Origin of the sequence: Modestobacter sp. VKM Ac-2983, from assembly GCF_026967885.1 — a bacterium.
Taxonomy (GTDB): Bacteria; Actinomycetota; Actinomycetes; order Mycobacteriales; family Geodermatophilaceae; genus Modestobacter.
The window spans coordinates 252,937-271,541 of sequence record NZ_JAPVBK010000005.1; the positions used below are offsets into that span (position 1 = coordinate 252,937).

15 protein-coding genes are annotated in these 18,605 nt (G+C 75.3%); 8 read left to right on the forward strand and 7 right to left on the reverse strand.

Annotated features, from left to right (window positions below):
• Nucleotides 1-69: 69 nt before the first annotated feature.
• The gene (locus O2W18_RS20000; protein WP_269189169.1) at nt 70-1,032 is read left to right on the forward strand and encodes a GlxA family transcriptional regulator; all 963 of its coding nucleotides are present in this window, start codon (nt 70-72) and stop codon (nt 1,030-1,032) included.
• Nucleotides 1,033-1,149: 117 nt separating this feature from the next.
• On the opposite strand, the gene O2W18_RS20005 is transcribed toward O2W18_RS20000, so the two are convergent.
• From O2W18_RS20005 to O2W18_RS20030, 6 genes are all read right to left on the reverse strand, one after another.
• Complete coding sequence (locus O2W18_RS20005; protein WP_269189170.1) at nt 1,150-1,626, reverse strand: hypothetical protein; 477 nt, start codon at nt 1,624-1,626, stop codon at nt 1,150-1,152.
• An 18-nt stretch (nt 1,627-1,644) separates the two neighbouring features.
• A complete protein-coding gene (locus O2W18_RS20010) occupies nt 1,645-1,980 on the reverse strand; it encodes a hypothetical protein (protein ID WP_269189171.1) in 336 nt (111 codons plus the stop codon).
• A 117-nt stretch (nt 1,981-2,097) separates the two neighbouring features.
• Nucleotides 2,098-4,029 (reverse strand): 4-alpha-glucanotransferase, encoded by a 1,932-nt coding sequence (gene malQ, locus O2W18_RS20015; RefSeq protein ID WP_269189172.1) that lies wholly within the window; start codon nt 4,027-4,029, stop codon nt 2,098-2,100.
• Between the two features lie 57 nt (nt 4,030-4,086).
• Entirely contained in the window at nt 4,087-5,316 is a 1,230-nt protein-coding gene (locus O2W18_RS20020; RefSeq protein WP_269189173.1) for an MFS transporter, read from the reverse strand.
• Entirely contained in the window at nt 5,313-5,909 is a 597-nt protein-coding gene (locus O2W18_RS20025) for a TetR/AcrR family transcriptional regulator (RefSeq protein ID WP_269189174.1), read from the reverse strand. The genes O2W18_RS20020 and O2W18_RS20025 overlap by 4 nt, the downstream gene beginning before the upstream one ends.
• Before the next feature lie 22 nt (nt 5,910-5,931).
• Nucleotides 5,932-6,501, reverse strand: coding sequence for a sugar O-acetyltransferase (locus O2W18_RS20030; protein WP_269189175.1), 570 nt, complete (start codon nt 6,499-6,501; stop codon nt 5,932-5,934).
• Between the two features lie 71 nt (nt 6,502-6,572).
• Between O2W18_RS20030 and O2W18_RS20035 the strand changes: the two genes are divergently transcribed.
• Nucleotides 6,573-7,103, forward strand: a complete 531-nt coding sequence (locus O2W18_RS20035) for a phosphoribosyltransferase family protein (RefSeq protein ID WP_269189176.1) — start codon at nt 6,573-6,575, stop codon at nt 7,101-7,103.
• A gap of 81 nt (nt 7,104-7,184) precedes the next feature.
• Here O2W18_RS20035 and hrpB read toward each other — a convergent pair whose 3' ends face one another.
• Nucleotides 7,185-9,662 (reverse strand): ATP-dependent helicase HrpB, encoded by a 2,478-nt coding sequence (gene hrpB, locus O2W18_RS20040; protein ID WP_269189177.1) that lies wholly within the window; start codon nt 9,660-9,662, stop codon nt 7,185-7,187.
• A gap of 107 nt (nt 9,663-9,769) precedes the next feature.
• On the opposite strand from hrpB, the gene O2W18_RS20045 reads away from it, so the two are divergent.
• From O2W18_RS20045 to O2W18_RS20070, 6 genes are all read left to right on the forward strand, one after another.
• Nucleotides 9,770-11,860, forward strand: a complete 2,091-nt coding sequence (locus tag O2W18_RS20045) for an elongation factor G-like protein EF-G2 (protein ID WP_269189178.1) — start codon at nt 9,770-9,772, stop codon at nt 11,858-11,860.
• Between the two features lie 45 nt (nt 11,861-11,905).
• On the forward strand, nt 11,906-13,591 hold the full coding sequence (locus tag O2W18_RS20050; protein WP_269189179.1) for an SLC13 family permease: 1,686 nt from the start codon (nt 11,906-11,908) through the stop codon (nt 13,589-13,591).
• A gap of 131 nt (nt 13,592-13,722) precedes the next feature.
• A complete protein-coding gene (locus O2W18_RS20055; protein WP_269189180.1) occupies nt 13,723-14,928 on the forward strand; it encodes a cation:proton antiporter domain-containing protein in 1,206 nt (401 codons plus the stop codon).
• A 72-nt stretch (nt 14,929-15,000) separates the two neighbouring features.
• Nucleotides 15,001-16,050 (forward strand): TIGR03885 family FMN-dependent LLM class oxidoreductase, encoded by a 1,050-nt coding sequence (locus O2W18_RS20060; RefSeq protein ID WP_269189181.1) that lies wholly within the window; start codon nt 15,001-15,003, stop codon nt 16,048-16,050.
• 11 nt (nt 16,051-16,061) lie between these two features.
• Nucleotides 16,062-17,741 (forward strand): alpha-amylase family protein, encoded by a 1,680-nt coding sequence (locus O2W18_RS20065; RefSeq protein ID WP_269189182.1) that lies wholly within the window; start codon nt 16,062-16,064, stop codon nt 17,739-17,741.
• Between the two features lie 155 nt (nt 17,742-17,896).
• A complete protein-coding gene (locus O2W18_RS20070) occupies nt 17,897-18,583 on the forward strand; it encodes a hypothetical protein (protein WP_269189183.1) in 687 nt (228 codons plus the stop codon).
• Nucleotides 18,584-18,605: the final 22 nt, after the last annotated feature.

Sequence of the window (18,605 nt, forward strand, 5' to 3'; positions counted from 1 at the left end):
AGCGAGCGTAGGAACCGGTGAGGCCGTCGCACGAGTGGCTCATCAGCCATGCTCCGCAACCATCTCGCCATGCCCAGCGCTACCGTCCACGGCGTGCACACCGTTGCGGTCCTGGCCCTGGACGGCGTCATCGCCTTCGACCTCGCCACCCCGGTGGAGGTGTTCGGGCGGACCGCCGTCGACGGCGCGCCCGCCTACGAGGTGGTCGTCGCCGGTCCCCGGCGGACCGTCTCCGCCGGGCCGATGTCGTTGTCGGTACCGCACGGCCTCGACCGGCTGATCGCTGCGGACACCGTGGTCGTCCCGGGCCGGAGCGATCCCAGCGCCTCACCGGAGCCCAGGGTGCTGGCCGCCCTCCAGGAGGCGGCCCGGCGCGGCGCGCGCATCGCGTCCATCTGCGTCGGCGCCCTCGACCTCGCTGCCGCCGGACTGCTCGACGGGCTGCGGGCAACGACCCACTGGCAGGCCGCCGGCGTCCTCGCCGCGCGATACCCGGCGGTCGACGTCGACGCCGGTTCCCTGTTCGTGGACAACGGGCAGGTCCTCACCTCCGCCGGCGCGGCGGCCGGCCTGGACCTGTGCCTGCACATGATCTCCCGGGACCACGGGGGAGCGGTGGCCGCCGAGGCCGCCCGGACCGCGGTGGTGCCGCTCACCCGGGACGCCGGCCAGGCGCAGTACATCCGGGACGACGGACTGGGCAACGGCGGGCTGGCGGCGACGCTGCAGTGGATCGAGGAGCACGCAGCCGGGCCCGTGACCATCGCCGACATCGCCCAGGTGAGCGCCGTCAGCGTGCGGACCCTGAACCGCCGCTTCGCCGACGAGGTCGGTACCACTCCCAGCGCCTGGCTCACCCGGTCCCGGGTCCGGCGGGCGCAACGGTTGCTGGAGACCACCGATTGGTCCGTCGAGCGCATCGCCACGGCCAGCGGCCTCGGCTCGGCCACCAACCTCCGGGCGCGGTTCTCCGCCGTCGTCGGCACCAGCCCCACGCGCTACCGGACCGCGCTCGGCACCGCCGGGCACTGATTCGCCTCATACCGGTGGCCCGGATGTGGTGGCGCAGAGCCGGCTGCTCGCCCCGGTCGGGGTGCACGGCCACGGACTCGTCCCGTCGCCAGCTGCCGGGCCGCACGCGGGCGCCGGTCAGGCCTCAGGCGGACCCGAGTGAGGTGACGGTGGTCGGGGCGACGGTCCTGAGAGGAGCGGGATCGGTGGAGGCGGTGGTGTGCCGGCCGGGAGCAGCTCCACGACCTGGTCGCCGACGTGCACCCGCGTGGTCGAGTGGAGGTCCAGCCCGGTGGGCGGCTCGATCAGCGTCGTGTACGAGGCGAGGTCGGCGGTCATCACGTCGACGGAGCCCGGGGGGAGCGGGGCGGTCTCCCGCCGGCCGATCGTCAGCGTCAGCTCGCCGTCCTGCACCCGCGCGGTCCGGGGCACGGTGGGATGACTGCTGCTGCCCCAGGTGGTCACCGCGAGGAGGGCGCCGTCCTCGACCCACCGGACGCCGACGCCGGGGTGGTGCTCCCCGGGGTACGGCAGGGCCCCGATGACCGGCAGCTCCCTGCCGTCCGGCCGGCCCTGGGCGCGGACGACGACCGGCTGGTCCTGCTCTTCCGTCATGCCGCGCACGGTAGGGGGTCAGCCCTGGCTGAGCTGCTCAGCGGGCAGCCACGCCTCGACCAGCACGGGGCCGTGCGCGCCGACGACGGTGTAGGCGACCCGGCCGTGCCAGCCGTCCTCCCGCTGCCGCCACTCCACCAGCAGCCCCGGCCAGGTGCCGGGTGCGTCGGGCGGGTCCTGTACCCAGCAGTGCCGGCCGCGCCCGCTCCCCGCCGGTCGCCGGACCTCGGCGGCCGGTGGGGCAGGCGGCTCCGGCGGGGGAGTTGCCTCCGGCAGGGGAGCCGGCACCCCGGACCGGGCGGCGCGGTCGGCCAACGACCCGCCGTGCCGCCCGCGCTGCATCCCCCCGGCCACCCGGACATCGTCGCACGGATTCGAACACACGTTCGACCAAGGCCGGGTCAGCTCCGCCCGACCGCGGGCTGGTGGCTGTCTCGCGAGAGTCGAGGCAGCCACCAGCCCGATCTCGGCTCACCTGTGCTTGGTGCGGGTGCTCCGGCCGGTGCTCTTGCTGCGCTTGCCGCTCTTGACCTTGCCCTTGGTGGTGACCGGGTGCAGCCCCGCGTTCAGCACCCCCGCGACGGCCTGGACGCCGGGGTGTGCGGCCAGCTCCTCGGTGGGCACCGGCAGCGGCAGGCACCAGTTGGGCCGTTCGTTCGCGCCGGGCATGTTCGGCCGGCGCTCCTCGGCGAGCGCGTCGTCCAGCGTCGCCGACAGCAGGGTCGAGGGCGCGGTGGCCAGCTGCCGGTGGGCCGCTTCGACCGCCTCCGCCGGGGTGGCGTCCTCAGGGATGAAGTCGAGGTGCCCGAGCAGCGAGGCGCGGCCGCGCAGCAGCTCCTCCTCGGTGCCCAGTCCGCGTTCCCGCTGCTCGGCGAGGTCCGACCCGGTCCACAGCCCGGCCACCGTCGGCAGGTCGTGGGTGGTGATCGCGGCCATCGCCTCCGCGGGCCACTGGGCGGGCTCGTCGTCCTCGAACCACAGCAGCCGATAGGAGAGGATCCCGTGCTCGGCCATCGCCTCTCGGACGCCGTCCTCGACGGTGCCGAGGTCCTCACCGACGACGATCGCCTGCGCGCGGTGGCTCTCCAGCGCGACGATGTCGAGCATGTCCTCGTGCGGGTAGCGGACGTAGGCGCCCTCGGCGGCGGAGCCGTCGGACGGCACCCACCACAGCCGGAACAGGCCCATCACGTGGTCGACCCGCAGGCCGCCGGCGCCGGCCATGGTCGCCCGGATCGACTGGATGAACGGCTCGTAGTCGGCGGCCTGCAGCCGCCAGGGCACCAGCGGGGGTGAACCCCAGTCCTGGCCCTGGCTGTTGAAGGCGTCCGGCGGGGCGCCGACGCTCACGCCCTGCGCGAGCACGTCCTGCCAGGCCCAGGCGTCGGCGCCGCCGCCGGCCACCCCGATCGGCAGGTCCTGGATCACGGTGGTGCCCGCGGTGGCCGCCCGCAGCTGGACGTCGAGCAGCCACTGCAGCCAGGCGTGGAAGGCGATCTCCCGGTCGTGGCCGGCCACGAAGTCGGCCACCGCGGCGCCGCGGGGGTCGCGGAGCGGCTCGGGCCAGGTGTGCCAGTCGGGGCCGTGCTCGTCGGCGATCGTGCACCAGGTGGCCCAGTCCATCAGCGGCTGGCCCTCGTGCCACCACCAGTCGCGGAAGGGACCCTCGTCGACCCCGGCGTCGAAGACCCGCTGGAGCACCCGGCGCTTGAGCGCCCAGATGGCGTCGCGGTCGATGAGCTCGCCGTCGTTGAGCGCCCGCCCGGCGTCGGCCTCCACGTCGACCGCGTCGGCGCCGGGCACCTCGGCGATCCGCAGGTAGACCGGGTTGCGGAACCGGCGGGTGGCCGGCAGGTAGGGGCTGTCCTCCTGGCCCGGCGTCGGGGCCACCGCGTGCAGCGGGTTGACCAGCACGAACCCCGCGCCCTGCGACTGGGCGAGCTCACGCACGGTCCGCAGGTCGCCGAGGTCGCCGATGCCCCAGCTCTCCCGGCCGCGGGTGGCGTAGAGCTGCACCGCCCAGCCCCAGGCCCGCCAGCCCTCGGGCAGCCAGCAGCGCCCGGGGGAGACGATCAGCCGGCGCTCCCGGCCGTCGGGGGTGCGCAGCCGGTGGTAGCCGAGCGGGAAGTCCTCGGGCAGCTCGCCGTCGATCTGGCGGGTCCGCCCGTCCTCGCACTCGACGTCGGCGAGGTCGACCTCCAGGGCGTCCCCGGGCCGGGCGACGATCGGGGCGCGGTCCGGCAGGTCCGCGGGCGGGGTGCCGATCACCTCCCGCAGCCGGTCGATCGTCGACTGCGCGACGGTGTGCTCCTCGTCGAGGGCGTCGAGCCAGCTGGCGTCGATGCCCCAGGCGTCCGTGGGCGGGGCGGTCGCGGACTTCGGCGGTGGGGCGGTGCTGGTCACCCCCCGATCCTCACCGGTCCCGGCGGGCTCTGCCCACTGGGGTGGCTGCGGAGGCGGTCACACCCGCTGCTCCGGCGTCCGGTCGGGGTCCGGGACCACCCCGGCCGGGGGGCGGAGCGAGCCGGCGACCAGGACGGCGACGCCCAGCAGGACGGCGACGACGGTGAGCGCGCGCAGCACGGTGACCTGCTGCCCGAGGAGCCCGATCAGCGGCGGCCCGGCCAGGAAGGCGCAGTAGCCGATGGAGGCGACGACGCTCACCCGCGCGGCAGCCTTCGCCGGGTCGTCGGCCGCGGCGCTCATCCCGGTCGGGAAGCCGAGCGAGGCGCCGGCACCCCAGAGCAGGGCGCCGAGGAAGGCGACCGGCGGGGACCCGAACACGAACAGCAGCAGGCCGACGACGGCCAGCCCGGCCAGCAGCCGGATCACCGGGACCCGGCCGTACCGGTCCAGCAGCGAGCCGCCGAACCAGCGGGCCAGGGTCATGGCGGTGAGGAACAGCGCGAAGCCCAGCGTGCCGGTCGTCTCCGACGTGCCGTGGTCGTCGATCAGCGCCACCGCCAGCCAGTCGTTGGCGGTGCCCTCGGCGAAGGAGAAGGCCAGCACGACCACGCCGATCACCAGCGTGCGCGGCTCCCGCCAGGCGGCCAGCGCGCTGAACCGCTCGGCCGGGACCCCGTCGGGGTCGGTGTCGACGTCGGGGACGAACCCCCGCGTGCTGAGCGGCACGACCACCGCGACCAGCACGGCGACCCCGGCCAGGTGGACCGGCACGGGTACGTCGAGGGCGACCATCGCCGTCCCCAGGAGCGCCCCGATGACCGTGCCCAGGCTGAAGCCGGCGTGGAAGCGGGACATGACGACCCGGCCCAGGTGCCGCTCGACGACGGCGCCCTGGACGTTCATCCCGACGTCCCAGGCGCCGTTGGACAGGCCCATCACGAACAGCCCGGCCGTCAGCGCGGCCACCGAGGTGACCGAGCCGACCGCGATGACGACCATCGCCGCGGCGAGCACGAGCGCCATGACGATCACCGTGGCGCGCGAGCCGATCCGCCCGATCAACGTGCCGGCGAGCGGCAGGGCGATCACCGACCCGGCCGCGATGGCCAGCAGCACCAGGCCGAGCGCGGCCGGGTCGAGGTCGAGCCGGTCCCGCACCTGCGGGATCCGGCTGGCCCAGCTGGCGAAGGCGAACCCCGCGCCGATGAAGGCGGTGTAGACCGCCCGCATCGCGGTGGCCACCCGGGCCGGGTCGGGCGACCGGCGGACGTCGGTGCTGGTCAACGCGGGAGCTCCTGGGAGTCGGTGGGCCGCACGGCCCGGGCGATGATCTCGTGGGTCTCGGCGCGGGAGACCGGCCGGGTGGAGAGGACCTTGTGCATGACCAGGCCCTCGATCAGCCCGTCCAGCCCGCGCGAGGTGGTCGGGTCGACGAACCGCTCCAGCACGCTGCGGCTGCGGCGCATCCACGACTCGGTGACCGTACGCAGCCCGGGGTCGCGCAGCGCGGCCAGGAAGAGCTCGTAGGCGACCGCCCAGTCGCGGTCGTCGGCGTCGGCATCGGCGTGGACCAGGTCGGTCACCGCGTCGACGACGTCCGCGACGCTGCCGACCTCGGCGAAGTGCGCCTCGTACTTCACCGCCATCCGCTCGGCGTGCAGCGCGAAGGCCTGCGCGCGCAGGTCGTCCAGGCCGGTGAAGTGGTAGGTCAGCGAGCCCAGCGGGACGTCGGCGGCCGCGGCGATCAGCCGGTGGGTGGTGCCGGCGACGCCGTGCTCGGCGATCACGTCCACGGTCGCTTCGACGATCCGCTGCCGTCGGTCGGGGTCGTGCCGCCGCACCGGCCGGTCGTGCTCCTCGGGGGCCTCAGTGGTCACGGCAGCGGCCTGATGGTGCTGGTCACGGGAGGGGCCGGACGACCCGAGCCGGGCTGCCGACCGCGACGACGTCGGCGGGCAGGTCACGCGTCACCACGGACCCGGCGCCGACCACGGTGTTGGCGCCGATCCGGACACCGGGGCAGACGATCACGCCGCCGCCGAGCCAGACGTTGTCCTCGATCACGATCGGCTCGGCGGACTCCCACTTGTCCCGCCGGGGGCCGGCCTCGAGGGGGTGGGTCGCGGTGAGCAGCTGGACGTTCGGGCCCAGCTGCACGTCGTCGCCGATGGTCACCCGGGCGACGTCCAGGCAGACCAGCCCGAAGTTCGCGAAGGTGCGCGACCCGACCGTGGTGTGCCGGCCGTAGTCGCAGTGGAACGGCGGGCGGATCTCGCTGCCCGCGCCGAATGCGCCCAGCAGCTCCTCCAGCACCGCGCGGCGGGCCGCGCCGTCGGTGGGGTCCATGGTGTTGTAGCGGTGCGACAGCGCCTGCGCACGGGTGCTCGCAGCGGCGATCTGGGGGTCGTTGGCGATGTAGGGGTCACCGGCCGTCATCCGCTCGTACATCGAGCGCGGGTCGCTGGTCATGCGTACGACCGTACACAGCGATGCGTACATGCGTACACACAGGTTCCCGAGGCGGCGGGCATGATCCGGCGGTGGATCCCGCACGGACGGCACTGCTCGCGAACTTCCGGTGGATCGGCGGCCATGCCGACGTGTGGCGGGTCTTCGCCGACGGCGATGCTCTGCGCGCCGTGGTGGCCGGCCTGGTGGACCCCTGGCGCGACCAGCGGGTCACGCGGGTCGTGGGCATCGAGTCGCGGGGCTTCCTGCTCGGCGGCGCCGCCGCCGTCGCCCTGGGCGTGGGGTTCGTGGCCGTGCGGAAGGGGGACGGGCTGCTCCCCGGCGTGGGGCTGGCGACGGAGGCAGAGCAGGACTACCGCGGTCTGCGCCATCGCTTGCGGATGCAGGCGGTGCTGTCGGCCGGTGAACGGGTGCTCCTGGTCGACGACTGGGCGGAGCGCGGCAGTCAGGCACGCGCTGCCCGCCACCTCGTGGAGTCCGCAGGCGCGGAGTTCCTGGGTGTCTCCCTGCTGGTCGACCAGCTCGACCCGGCGGCCCGGTCGGCACTGGGCCGGGTCACGGCGCTGGCGACCGCCGAGGACCTCGGCCCGCCCGCCGGGTGAACTCGGCGACCTGCCCCGAGGGCGCTACGTCCTCGCCGTGGTCTGCGTCGCCCGTCGGTGGGCCCTCGGCCACGGGTCGGGTCAGGTCCCGCGGGGCTTCGCCCGGCGGGTCGGGACGGCGGTGGCCGGGTCCTCCGGCCAGGGATGGCGGGGGTAGCGGCCACGCAGTTCGCTGCGCACCGCCGGGTAGCCGGTGACCCAGAAGCCGGCCAGGTCCGCCGTGGTGGCGACCACCCGGGAGGCGGGGGAGAGCAGCTGCAGGCGCAGCGGCCGGCCGGCCACGACCGGTGCTGCCGCCCAGCCGAACACCTCCTGCACCCGCACCGACAGGGTCGGCACCGTGGGATCGGCGTAGTCGACCTGCACGTTCGAGCCGGTGGGCACCTCGACGCGTTCGGGCACCAGCTCGTCCAGCCGGCCGGCGAGCTGCCAGGGCAGCAGCCCGCGCAGCGCCGCGGTCAGGTCCACCCGGGCGAGGTCCCGGCGGCTGCGGGCGCCGGACAGCGCCGCCCCGCCGGCCAGCGCGGCGAGCAGCGACTCGTCGTCCACCGCCGGCCACGGGTCACCCAGCCCGGCGTGCGCGGCGGCCAGCCTCTCCCGCAGGGCCCGGGCGGCCGGCGTCCAGGTCAGCAGGGTCAGCCCGTCCCGGCGCAGCCCTTCGGTCAGCGCCGCGGTCACCGCCGCCGGGTCCGGGTCGGGCAGCGGGCGCTCGGCGAGCACGATCGCGCCCAGCCGCTCGACCCGGGCCGCCCGGACGTCGCCGTCCCGCCAGGTCACCTCGGGTCCGTCGGTGTGCGCGGTCGCGCCGGCTGCCAGCGCCGTCGCCTCGTCCACCGCGACCGCGACGCGCACCCGGGCGTCGCGCCGCCCGGGTGCGCGGTCGGCGGCGGCCACGGCCAGCCAGCCCGCTCCGGCCAGCGCGGTCCCGGGCGCGAGCTCCGCGCCGGTGCCGGCGGCCAGGAGGTAGGTGCGCTCGGTGCCGGGACGTCGTCGGGCCAGCCACTCCGGGTACGCCAGCCCGACGAGCAGCCCCGCGGCGGCGTCGTCCGGCAGCCCGGTGTCCGGCGCCGCCGGGGCCGCCCGGGTCAGCCGGGCCACCTCGTCCCGCCACCGTGCGGCCGGGCCGCCGGACTGGCCGCGCAGCGCCCGCCACTCGGCGACCAGGTCGTCGGAGCGGGGTGCGACGTCACCCGACAGCAGGGCCACGACCTCCGCCGCCCGCCGCCGGCCCACCTGCGCGGCGCCGTCGAGCAGCGCCCGGGCCAGCCGCGGGTGCGCCCCGACGGCGGTCAGCGCCCGGCCGCGCGGGGTGACGCGGCCGTCGTCGTCCACCGCGCCCAGTCGGCGCAGCGTCGCCCGGGCCACGGCGAACGCGGCCTCCGGCGGTGCGTCCGGCAGCGCGAGCCCGGCGCCGTCCGGGGCGCCCCAGACGGCCAGCTCCAGGGCCAGCCCGGTGAGGTCGGCGAGGGCGACCTCCGGCTCGGCGGCCGAGGGCAGCCGGTCGTGCTCGGCGGCCGACCAGAGCCGGTACACCCGCCCGGGCGCCTCCCGCCCGGCCCGCCCGGCCCGCTGCACCGCCGAGGCGCGGGAGACCCGGACGGTGACCAGCGCACCCATCCCGCGGGCCACGTCGAAGCGCGGCACCCGGGCCAGGCCGGCGTCGACCACGGTGCGCACCCCGGGCACGGTCAGGCTGGTCTCGGCGACGTCGGTCGACAGCACCACCCGGCGGCGCGGGCCCGGGGTGAGGGCGGCGTCCTGCTGGTCGGGTGGCAGCCGGCCGTGCAGCGGCCGGACGTCGGCGTCCACGCCGGTCAGCAGGCCGGCGACCCGGCCGATCTCGGCCGCCCCGGGGAGGAAGACCAGCACGTCGCCGGTGGTCTCGGCCAGCGCCCGGCGCACGGTGCCGGCGACCGCGGCCAGCAGCCGCGGGTCCACGACGGTGCCGTGCGGCGGGGCGACCGGCGGGCTGGGCGGGCACCAGACCGGCTCCACCTCGTGCAGCGACCCGGTCGCCTCGAGCACCGGTGCACCGCCCATCAGCTGGGCCAGCCGGTCGGCCGCGGCGGTGGCGGACATGGCCAGCAGCTCCAGCTCCGGGCGCAGCGCGGCCCGGACGTCGAGGGTGAAGGCCAGCGCGAGGTCGGTGTCCAGCTGCCGTTCGTGGCACTCGTCGAGCACCACGGCGGAGACGCCGGGCAGCTCCGGGTCGGCCTGCAGCCGGCGGACCAGCAGGCCGGTCGTGACCACCTCGACCCGGGTCGCGTCGCTGCGCCGGCTGTCCCCGCGCACGCTGTAGCCCACCGACCGCCCCACCGGCTCGCCCAGCAGCGCCGCCATCCGGCGGGCCGCGGCCCGGGCGGCGACCCGCCGGGGCTCGGCCACCAGCACCCGGCCGGGCAGCCGGCCGGCCAGGGCCAGCGGGACGAGCGTGGTCTTGCCCGTGCCCGGCGGGGCGACCAGCACCGCCGCACCGGCCGCGGTCAGCGCCGCGTCGAGCGCGGGCAGCACCGCGCGGACCGGCAGGTCGGTCCCGGGCGTCCCCGGCGGCGGCAGCACGCCGGCCAGTCTCGCCTGCGGTGCACACCCGAGCCCGCCCAGGACTTGTCCGGGTCGGCATCCGGGGCCAGGGTGGGCACCTGGGACGACGACGTCCGGAGGTCTGCGTGGCGACGCACAGCGGCAGCAGCAACCGAACCGGCGCGGGTGCACCGGCACCCCGCCCGCCCGAGCGGGTGCGCAACGTGGCGCTGGTGGGCCGCGCCGGCGCGGGCAAGACCACCCTGGCCGAGGCGCTGCTGGTGGCCGCCGGGGCGCTGCCCCGCGGTGGCCGGGTGGAGGACGGCACCACCTGCCTGGACACCGAGGAGGTGGAGGTCCGCCTCCAGCACTCGGTCTCGCTGCACGCCGCGACGGTCGAGCACGCCGGCCACCGGGTCACCCTCCTGGACACCCCGGGCGCCCCGGACTTCGTCGGCGAGCTGCGGGCAGCGCTGCGGGCCGCCGACGCCGCGCTGGTCGTCGTCTCCGCGGTGACCGGGGTGGACGCCGGCACCGTGCAGGTGTGGGACGAGTGCGTCGCCGCCGGGCTGCCGCGGGCGGTGGTGGTCACCCAGGTCGACCGGCCGCGGGCCGACGTCCCGGCCGTCGTGCGGAGCTGCCGGGAGCTGCTCGGCGTCGGGGTCCACCCGCTGCACGTGCTCGGGGACGACGGCGCGCTGACCTCGCTCCTGGAGCCGCTGGCCGGTGACCCGGAGCGCGACCGGCTGCGCGCCGAGCTGATCGAGGGGGTGATCGCCGAGAGCGAGGACGAGACGCTGATGGACCGCTACCTCGCCGGCGAACCGATCCAGGTCACCGACCTGGTCGCCGACCTGGAGACGGCGGTCGCCCGCGGGGACTTCCACCCGGTGCTCTGCGCCGCGCCGCCCACCGGGCTCGGGGTGGGCGAGCTGCTGGACCTGCTGGTGAGCGCCTTCCCCTCGCCGCTGGAACGCCCGTGCCCACCCGTTGTCCGGCCGGACGGCCGACCGGCCGGGCACGTGGGCTGCGACCCGGCCGGGCCGCTCGTCGCCGAGGTGGTGCGGACGACGACCGACCCCTACCTCGGCCGGATCTCCCTCGTGCGGGTCTTCTCCGGCACCCTGCGCCCCGACGCCCCGGTGCACGTCTGCGGCGCCGGATCTGGGCACGGCTGGGGGGAGCAGCACCCCGACCACGACGCCGACGAGCGGGTCGGGGGCATCGCCGCCGTGCTGGGCAGCACGCTGCGGCCGGTCGCCGAGTGCCCGGCCGGTGACCTCTGCGCCGTCGCCCGGCTGAGCAGCGCCGAGACCGGCGACACGCTGTCGGACCCGGAGCACCCGCTCGTGGTGCCGCCCTGGCCGCTGCCGGACCCGCAGCTGCCGGTGGCGGTCGAGGCGGCCTCGCGCACCGACGAGGACCGGTTGGCCGCCGCACTGGCCCGGCTGGTCGCCGAGGACCCGGCGGTGCGGGTGGAGCGGCGGCCGGACACCGGGCAGCTGCTGCTGTGGTGCGTGGGCGACGCGCACGCCGAGGTGCTGCTGGACCGGCTGCGCGGCCGGTACGGCGTCGCGGTGCAGACCCCGCCGGTCCGGGTGCCGCTGGTGGAGACGCTGGCCGGCCCGGCCACCGTGACCGGGCGGCACGTCAAGCAGTCCGGCGGGCACGGCCAGTACGCCGTGGTGGTCCTCGAGGGCCGGCCGGGGCCGCCCGGGTCCGGGGTGACCTTCAGCCAGCGGGTGGTCGGCGGGGCGGTGCCCACCCAGTTCCACGCCGGCGTGGAGAAGGGCGTGCGCGCCCAGGCCGCCCGCGGGGTGAGCGGGAACCGGCCGCTGGTCGACGTCGAGGTGGTCCTCGTGGACGGCAAGGCGCACTCCGTCGACTCCTCCGACGCCGCGTTCTCCGCCGCCGGCGCGCTCGCCCTGCGGGAGCTCGCCGCCGCGGCCGGCACCCAGGTGCTGGAGCCGTGGTGCGCCGTGGAGGTGACGGTGCCCGCCGAGCACGTCGGCCCGGTCCTCGGCGATCTCGCCGGGCGGCGGGCCCGGGTCACCGGGAGCGTCGCCGACCCCGCGCGGGAGGAGACGACGGTGCACGCCGAGGTGCCGGAGCGGGAGCTGATCACCTACCCGCGCGCGCTGCGGTCGGTGTCGCACGGCACCGGCCGGTTCACCCGCCGCCCGCTGGGCCACGAGCCGGCTCCGGCCGCCGTCGTCGCCGACCTGCAACCGGCCTGAGCCCGGGCCGGGGGCACCGGCCGCGCGACGAGGAGAGGACCCACCGTGGCACGACGGGGAGATCGGCAGCAGGCGCCCGGCGCCGAGGTGACCGACCGCAGCAAGCCGGCGACCGGCCGGGGTGGGGAGCAGGCGAACGTCACCGACACGTCGGTCCCGCCCGGCCGCCAGTGGGCGGGCCGGATCGGTGGGCCGGTCGCCGCGCTGGTCGTCTACTTCCTGCTCCGTCAGGACGACGCCCTGAGCACCGCCGGCCGGACGACGGCGGCCATCGGTGTGCTGCTCGCCGTCTGGTGGATGACCGAGGCGCTCCCGCTGCCGGCGACCGCGCTGGTGCCGATCGTCGCCTTCCCGCTGCTGGGCGTGCTGTCGGTGGAGGAGGCGACCGCGCCCTACGCGAACTCGAACATCTTCCTGTTCATGGGCGGCTTCATGATCGCCCTGGCCATGCAGAAGTGGGAGCTGCACCGGCGGATCGCGCTGCTCACCGTGCGGGCGGTGGGCACCAAGCCACCCCGGCTGATCGCCGGGTTCATGCTCGCCACCGCCTTCCTGAGCATGTGGGTGAGCAACACCGCGACCACGGTGCTGATGCTGCCCATCGGGCTGAGCGTGCTGATGCTCGTGCTGGACCGGGTGGCCGCCGGCAGCGCCGACGCCGAGGCCGTCGCGGCGGCCACCGCCACCGATGGCGGGACCGGCAGCGACACCCCCGGCGACGGCGGCCCGGCGGTCACCGAGCTGATCCAGGACTCCGACACCCGCAACTTCGCCGTCGCGATGATGCTGGGCATCGCCTACGCGGCCAGCATCGGCTCGCTCGCCACGCTGATCGGCACGCCGCCCAACCTCATCCTCGCCGCCTTCGTGGAGCAGAACTACGACATCGAGCTGGGCTTCGGCGAGTGGATGCTGATGGGCCTGCCGTTGGCCGTCGTCTTCCTGACGCTGGCCTGGCTGGTGCTCACCAAGGTGGTGTTCCGTTCCGGGCTGCGCGAGATACCGGGCGGGAAGCGGGTGATCCAGTCCGAGATCGAGAAGCTGGGCTCGATGTCCCGGGGTGAGTGGACCGTGCTGGTGGTCTTCGTGACCACCGCGCTGCTGTGGGTGTTCCGCCAGCCGCTGACCGGCTGGGGTGCGCTGACCGACGTGCTGCCGTTCGTGGCCAACCTCGACGACGCCACCATCGCCATCGCCGCGGCCGTCGCGCTGTTCCTCATCCCGGTCAAGGCCCGGGAGGGCGTCTCCGCGCTGGACTGGCAGCAGGCGCAGAAGCTGCCCTGGGGCGTGCTGCTGCTCTTCGGCGGGGGCCTGAGCCTGGCCGCCGCGGTGCAGGCGAGCGGGCTGGACGAGTACGTGGGCAACCAGGTGGGGGCGGTCGGGACGCTGCCGGCCATCGTCCTGGTGGTCGTCACCGCTGGCGTGGTCCTGCTGCTCACCGAGGTCACCAGCAACACGGCGACGGCGGCGGCCTTCCTGCCGGTCCTCGGCGGGGTGGCCCTCGGGCTCGACCTGTTCCCACTGGTGCTCCTGGTGCCCGCGGCGCTCGCCGCCACCTGCGCGTTCATGCTGCCGGTGGCCACCCCGCCGAATGCGATCGTGTTCGGCTCCGGCTACGTCACGATCGGGCAGATGATCCGCGCCGGCGCCGTCCTCAACGTGATCGGCATCGTGCTGATCACCGCCGCGGTCTACTTCCTCGGCGGGGTCGCCCTGGGCATCACCTTCTGAGCCCGCCACCCGCCGGCCGCACGACCAGCGTCCGGTAGGCGTTTCCCGCCGGGCGGCCGGTGGGCAGGGGTCGCCGGGGCACGTGACCGGCGCGTCGTCCTGCCGCACCCGAGCCGGCGGAGGAGGGCGTCATGGAAGACCTGCACCTGGGGTACGCGCTGGTCGGCAGCCTGGCCGTCGCCCTGGCCGCGTTGTCCAGCAAGATGCGCGACCTGCCCTTCAGCGAGCCCCTGCTCGCGCTCCTGCTCGGGGTGGTCGTCGGCCCGCAGGTGCTCGGGCTGGTCGAGATCAGTGAGGGGATCCAGGCGCCGCTGGTGCACGAGATGTCCCGGGTGCTGCTCGCCGTCTCCCTGATCGGGGTGGCGCTGCGCTTCCCGGTGCGCCGGCTGCGCCCGGTGGTCACCCCGACGACGGTGCTCGTGACGGTGGGCATGCTCGGGATGGCCGCGCTCTCGGCCGGGCTGGCCTGGCTGGTGCTCGGCGTCCCGCTGGCGCTGGCCGCCCTCATCGGGGCCTGCATCACGCCGACCGACCCGGTGCTGGCCTCCAGCGTGGTCACCGGGAAGCCGGCCGAGGAGCACCTGCCGGCCCGGACCCGGCAGCTGCTGTCGGAGGAGTCGGGCACCAACGACGGGCTCGCCCTGCCCCTGGTGCTGCTCGGGATCGCCCTCGTGCTGGGGGACTCCCTCGGGCACGCCGCCCTCGACGGCGTCTACCAGGTCGTCGTCGGCGTCGTCATCGGGATCGTGGTCGGCCTGATCGCCGGCCGCGCCATGAGCTTCGCGCAGAGCCGCTCCGACGTCGACCAGGGCGCGTCGCTGGTCTTCACGCTGGTGCTGGCGGTCGCCGTGCTCGGCATCGCCCGGATCGCCAACTCCGACGGCATCCTCGCGGTCTTCATCGCGGGACTCTCCTACAACTTCACGGTCGCCCAGGACGAGGTGGGCCCGCAGAACACCATCGACGAGGGCGTCAACCGGTACCTGGTGCTCCCGTTGTTCCTGCTGCTGGGCATCCTGCTGCCCTGGTCGGCGTGGGCCGACCTCGGCTGGGCGGCACTCGTCTTCCCGGTGGCCGTGCTGCTGCTGCGCCGGCCGCCCGTGCTGCTGGCCCTGGCCCGGCCGCTGGGGTTGAAGCTGCGGGACGCGGTCTTCCTGGGCTGGTTCGGGCCGATCGGGGTGAGCGCGTTGTTCTACCTGACCCTCAGCGAGGAGGACGGCGTCACCGATCCCCGGCTGTGGGCTGCCGGCACCCTGGTGGTCGTGGCCAGCACCCTCGCGCACGGGGTCAGCTCCGCGCCCGGCCGCCGGCTCTACCGTCGGGCCGCGGGCAGCTGATCACCGCGGCGGCTGGTCGTTGCCGGTTGCACTCACCCTGCGGTTGATCACCACTGCCGGTAGGCATGCGGCATGACGGTGATCGGCTTCCACAACTCCCACGAGCAGGTGCACCCCAGCGACCTGCTCCGCGCGGTGCAGCACGCCGAGCAGGTGGGCTTCACCGCGGCGATGTGCTCCGACCACCTCGAGCCGTGGAACCCGCGGCAGGGTCAGTCGGGGTTCGCCTGGTCCTGGCTGGGCGCGGCACTGGCGACCACCGGGCTGCCGTTCGGGGCGGTCAACGCCCCCGGGCAGCGGTACCACCCGGTGATCATCGCCCAGGCGATCGCCACCCTCGGGTCGATGTTCCCCGGCCGGTTCTGGGTCGCGCTGGGCTCCGGTGAGGCGATGAACGAGCACATCACCGGGCACGTGTGGCCGCGCAAGGAGCTGCGCGACGCCCGGCTGCGCGAGTGCGTCGACATCATCCGGGCGCTGCTGGCCGGCGAGGAGGTCAGCCACGACGGGCTGGTCACCGTCGACCGGGCGCGGATCTGGACACTGCCCGAGCAGCAGCCGGCGCTCATCGCCCCCGCGGTGACGGCGAAGACCGCGGCCCGGCACGCCGAGTGGGCCGACGGCCTGGTGACCATCAACCAGCCGCACGACACCCTGCGCGAGGTGATCGCCGCCTACCGGGACGCCGGCGGGCAGGGGACGCTGACCATCCAGGTGCACGTCTCCTGGAACCCCGATCCCGACCGAGCGGTCGCGCTGGCCCACGACCAGTGGCGCAGCAACGTCTTCCCGCCGCCGTTGTGCTGGGACCTGGACAGCACCACGGCCTTCGACCAGGCCAGCCGGCACGTCAGCCCGGAGGCCGTGGGGGAGGCGGTGCGCATCTCCAGCGACCTGGCCCAGCACGCGGCCTGGATCCAGGAGTACGTCGACCTCGGGTTCGACCAGGTGTACCTGCACCAGGTGCCCCAGGAGCAGTTGCCGTTCCTGGACGCCTTCGGGGAGCACGTGCTGCCCCAGCTGGACGTCACCGCACCGGCCCCCGCGGTCGCGATCGACCCACCCGGCCCGGTCGAGCCCCGCCGTCCGGCGCAGGCCCCCGAGCCCGCCGTCCTGGACTGAGGAGCAGACCGATGCGGATCACCGACACCGCTGATCTCTGGTGGAAGAACGCCGTCGTCTACTGCCTGGACGTCGAGACGTTCATGGACTGGAACAGCGACGGGGTCGGCGACCTGGAGGGGCTGGCCCAGCGGCTGGACCACCTGGCCGACCTCGGCATCACCTGCCTGTGGCTGATGCCCTTCTACCCGACCGCCGGTCGGGACGACGGCTACGACATCACCGACTACTACGCCGTCGACCCCCGGCTGGGCACCCTCGGCGACCTGGTCGAGATGATCCGGACCGCGAACGACCGCGGCATGCGGGTGATCGCGGACCTGGTGGTCAACCACACCTCCGACCAGCACCCCTGGTTCCAGTCGGCGAAGGCCAGCAAGGACTCCCCGTACCGGGACTTCTACGTGTGGCGGGAGGACGAGCCGCCGGACACCTCGGGCCAGGTGGTCTTCCCCGACGCCGAGGACGGCATCTGGACACACAGCCCGGAGACGGAGGCGTGGTACCTGCACCGCTTCTACGCCGAGCAGCCCGACCTCGACGTCACCAACCCCCGGGTCCGGGACGAGATCGCGAAGATCATGGGCTTCTGGCTGCAGGTCGGGCTGGCCGGCTTCCGGGTCGACGCCGTCCCGTTCCTGCTGGAGACGGCCGGGGTGGACGAGGACTCCGCCGCGCACTTCCCCGACCCGCACGAGTACCTGCGCGCGCTGCGTGCCTTCCTCGGTCGGCGGACCGGGTCCGGGGTGCTGCTGGGTGAGGTGAACCTGCCGTTCGAGCAGCAGGCCGAGTTCTTCGGCGGCCAGGACGGCGACGAGCTGACCATGCAGTTCGACTTCAACACGATGCAGCAGATGTACCTGTCGCTGGCCCGTTGTGACGCCGGGCCGCTGGCCGCCTCGCTGGCCGCCCGTCCGGAGATCTCCCCGGACAGCCAGTGGGGGACCTTCGTGCGCAACCACGACGAGCTGACCCTGGACAAGCTCGGCGACGACGAGCGCGCCGAGGTGTTCGCCGCCTTCGGTCCTGAGGAGGAGATGCAGGTCTACGACCGGGGCCTGATCCGCCGGCTGCCGCCGATGCTGGCCGGCGACCCCCGGCGGGTGCGGATGGTCTACAGCCTGCTGTTCTCCCTGCCCGGCACCCCGGTGCTCTTCTACGGCGAGGAGATCGGGATGGGGGAGGACCTCTCGGCCGGCAGCCGGCTGTCGGTGCGCACCCCGATGCAGTGGACCAGCGGCGCCAACGGCGGGTTCTCCGACGCGCCGGCGGAGGAGCTGACCCGGCCGGTCGTCGACGGTGGCTTCGCCCCCGAGTTCGTCAACGTCGCCGACCAGCGCCGCGATCCGGACTCGCTGCTGTCCTTCATGAAGCTGCTCATCCGCCGCTACCGGGAGTCCCCGGAGCTCGGCTGGGGCGGGTTCCAGCTGCTGGAGCAGCCGCACGCCGCCGTCCTGGCGCACCTGTGCACCTGGGACGACGGGGCACTGGTCGCGGTGCACAACCTCGGCGCCGATCCGCTGTCGGTGCCGCTCACGGTGCCCGGCTGCGGGGCCGGTCACCGGCTGGAGGACCTGCTCACCGCGGGCGGCACCCGGCTGGCCGACGACGGCTCGGTCGAGCTGGCGCTGGAGGGCTACGGGTACCGCTGGCTGCGGGTGGTCGCCGAGGACAGTCGCCGGATCCTGTAGCTGACGCTGTGGCCGTGCGCTGACGCTGTGGCCTCGTGGGATCACGGTGGGTCACTCCCCGCCGTGGTCCCGCGTGTCCCACCCGCCACACCCGGGCACCTGCGCGGGTTCGTCGGAGGGCACACCTAGCGTCCGCACCCGAGGTGATCACACAGATGAGCGACGAGCAGGACGTGCTGGCGGCCGGGACGGTCGACCGGGGTGGACGACGGACGGAGACCGGGTCGACGGCGGCGGTGGTGCCCGACCAGCGGACGCAGGGCGAGTCGGAGGTGGCGGCCCCGCCCACGGCGCCCGACCCGGCCCTGACGGCGACTTCGGCGGGGGAGGGTCCGGACGGGGTGCCCACGGGGGCGTCGCTCCCGGCGCCCCCGGCGACGGCCACGGACGGCGAGCCCGGCCCACGGGACGACGCGGCTGACGAACCGCCGCCCGCTGCGCACCCGACGGCCCCGGTCGGCTTCCGGCCACGGCCGCGGATGCCCCGGCGCGGGGGCCCGAAGGTGCGGATGGGCCCCTGGGCGCCGGTGGCCGGCGCGGGGATCGGCCTGCTGCTGGGCCTGATCGTCGTGCTCTCCCTGGCGCCGGCAGTGGACACCTTCGACCAGCGGCTGTCCCTGGTGTTCGTCGTCCTCGGGCTGACCCTGCTGGGTGCCGGCGGCACCCTGCTGGCCGACGAGGTCCGACTGCTCCGCCGCGGCGCCCAGGCCGCCGAGGTGCGGGCGTCCGACGCCGGGGTGATCGCCGGCCTGCTCAACGGCCTCACCCCGGCCAGGCTGCTGATCACCGCGAGCGCCTTCGTGCTGCTGCTCAGCGCGTACGTGACCAACGGCGGGGTCTGACCCCCAGTTCTCGCCGCACACG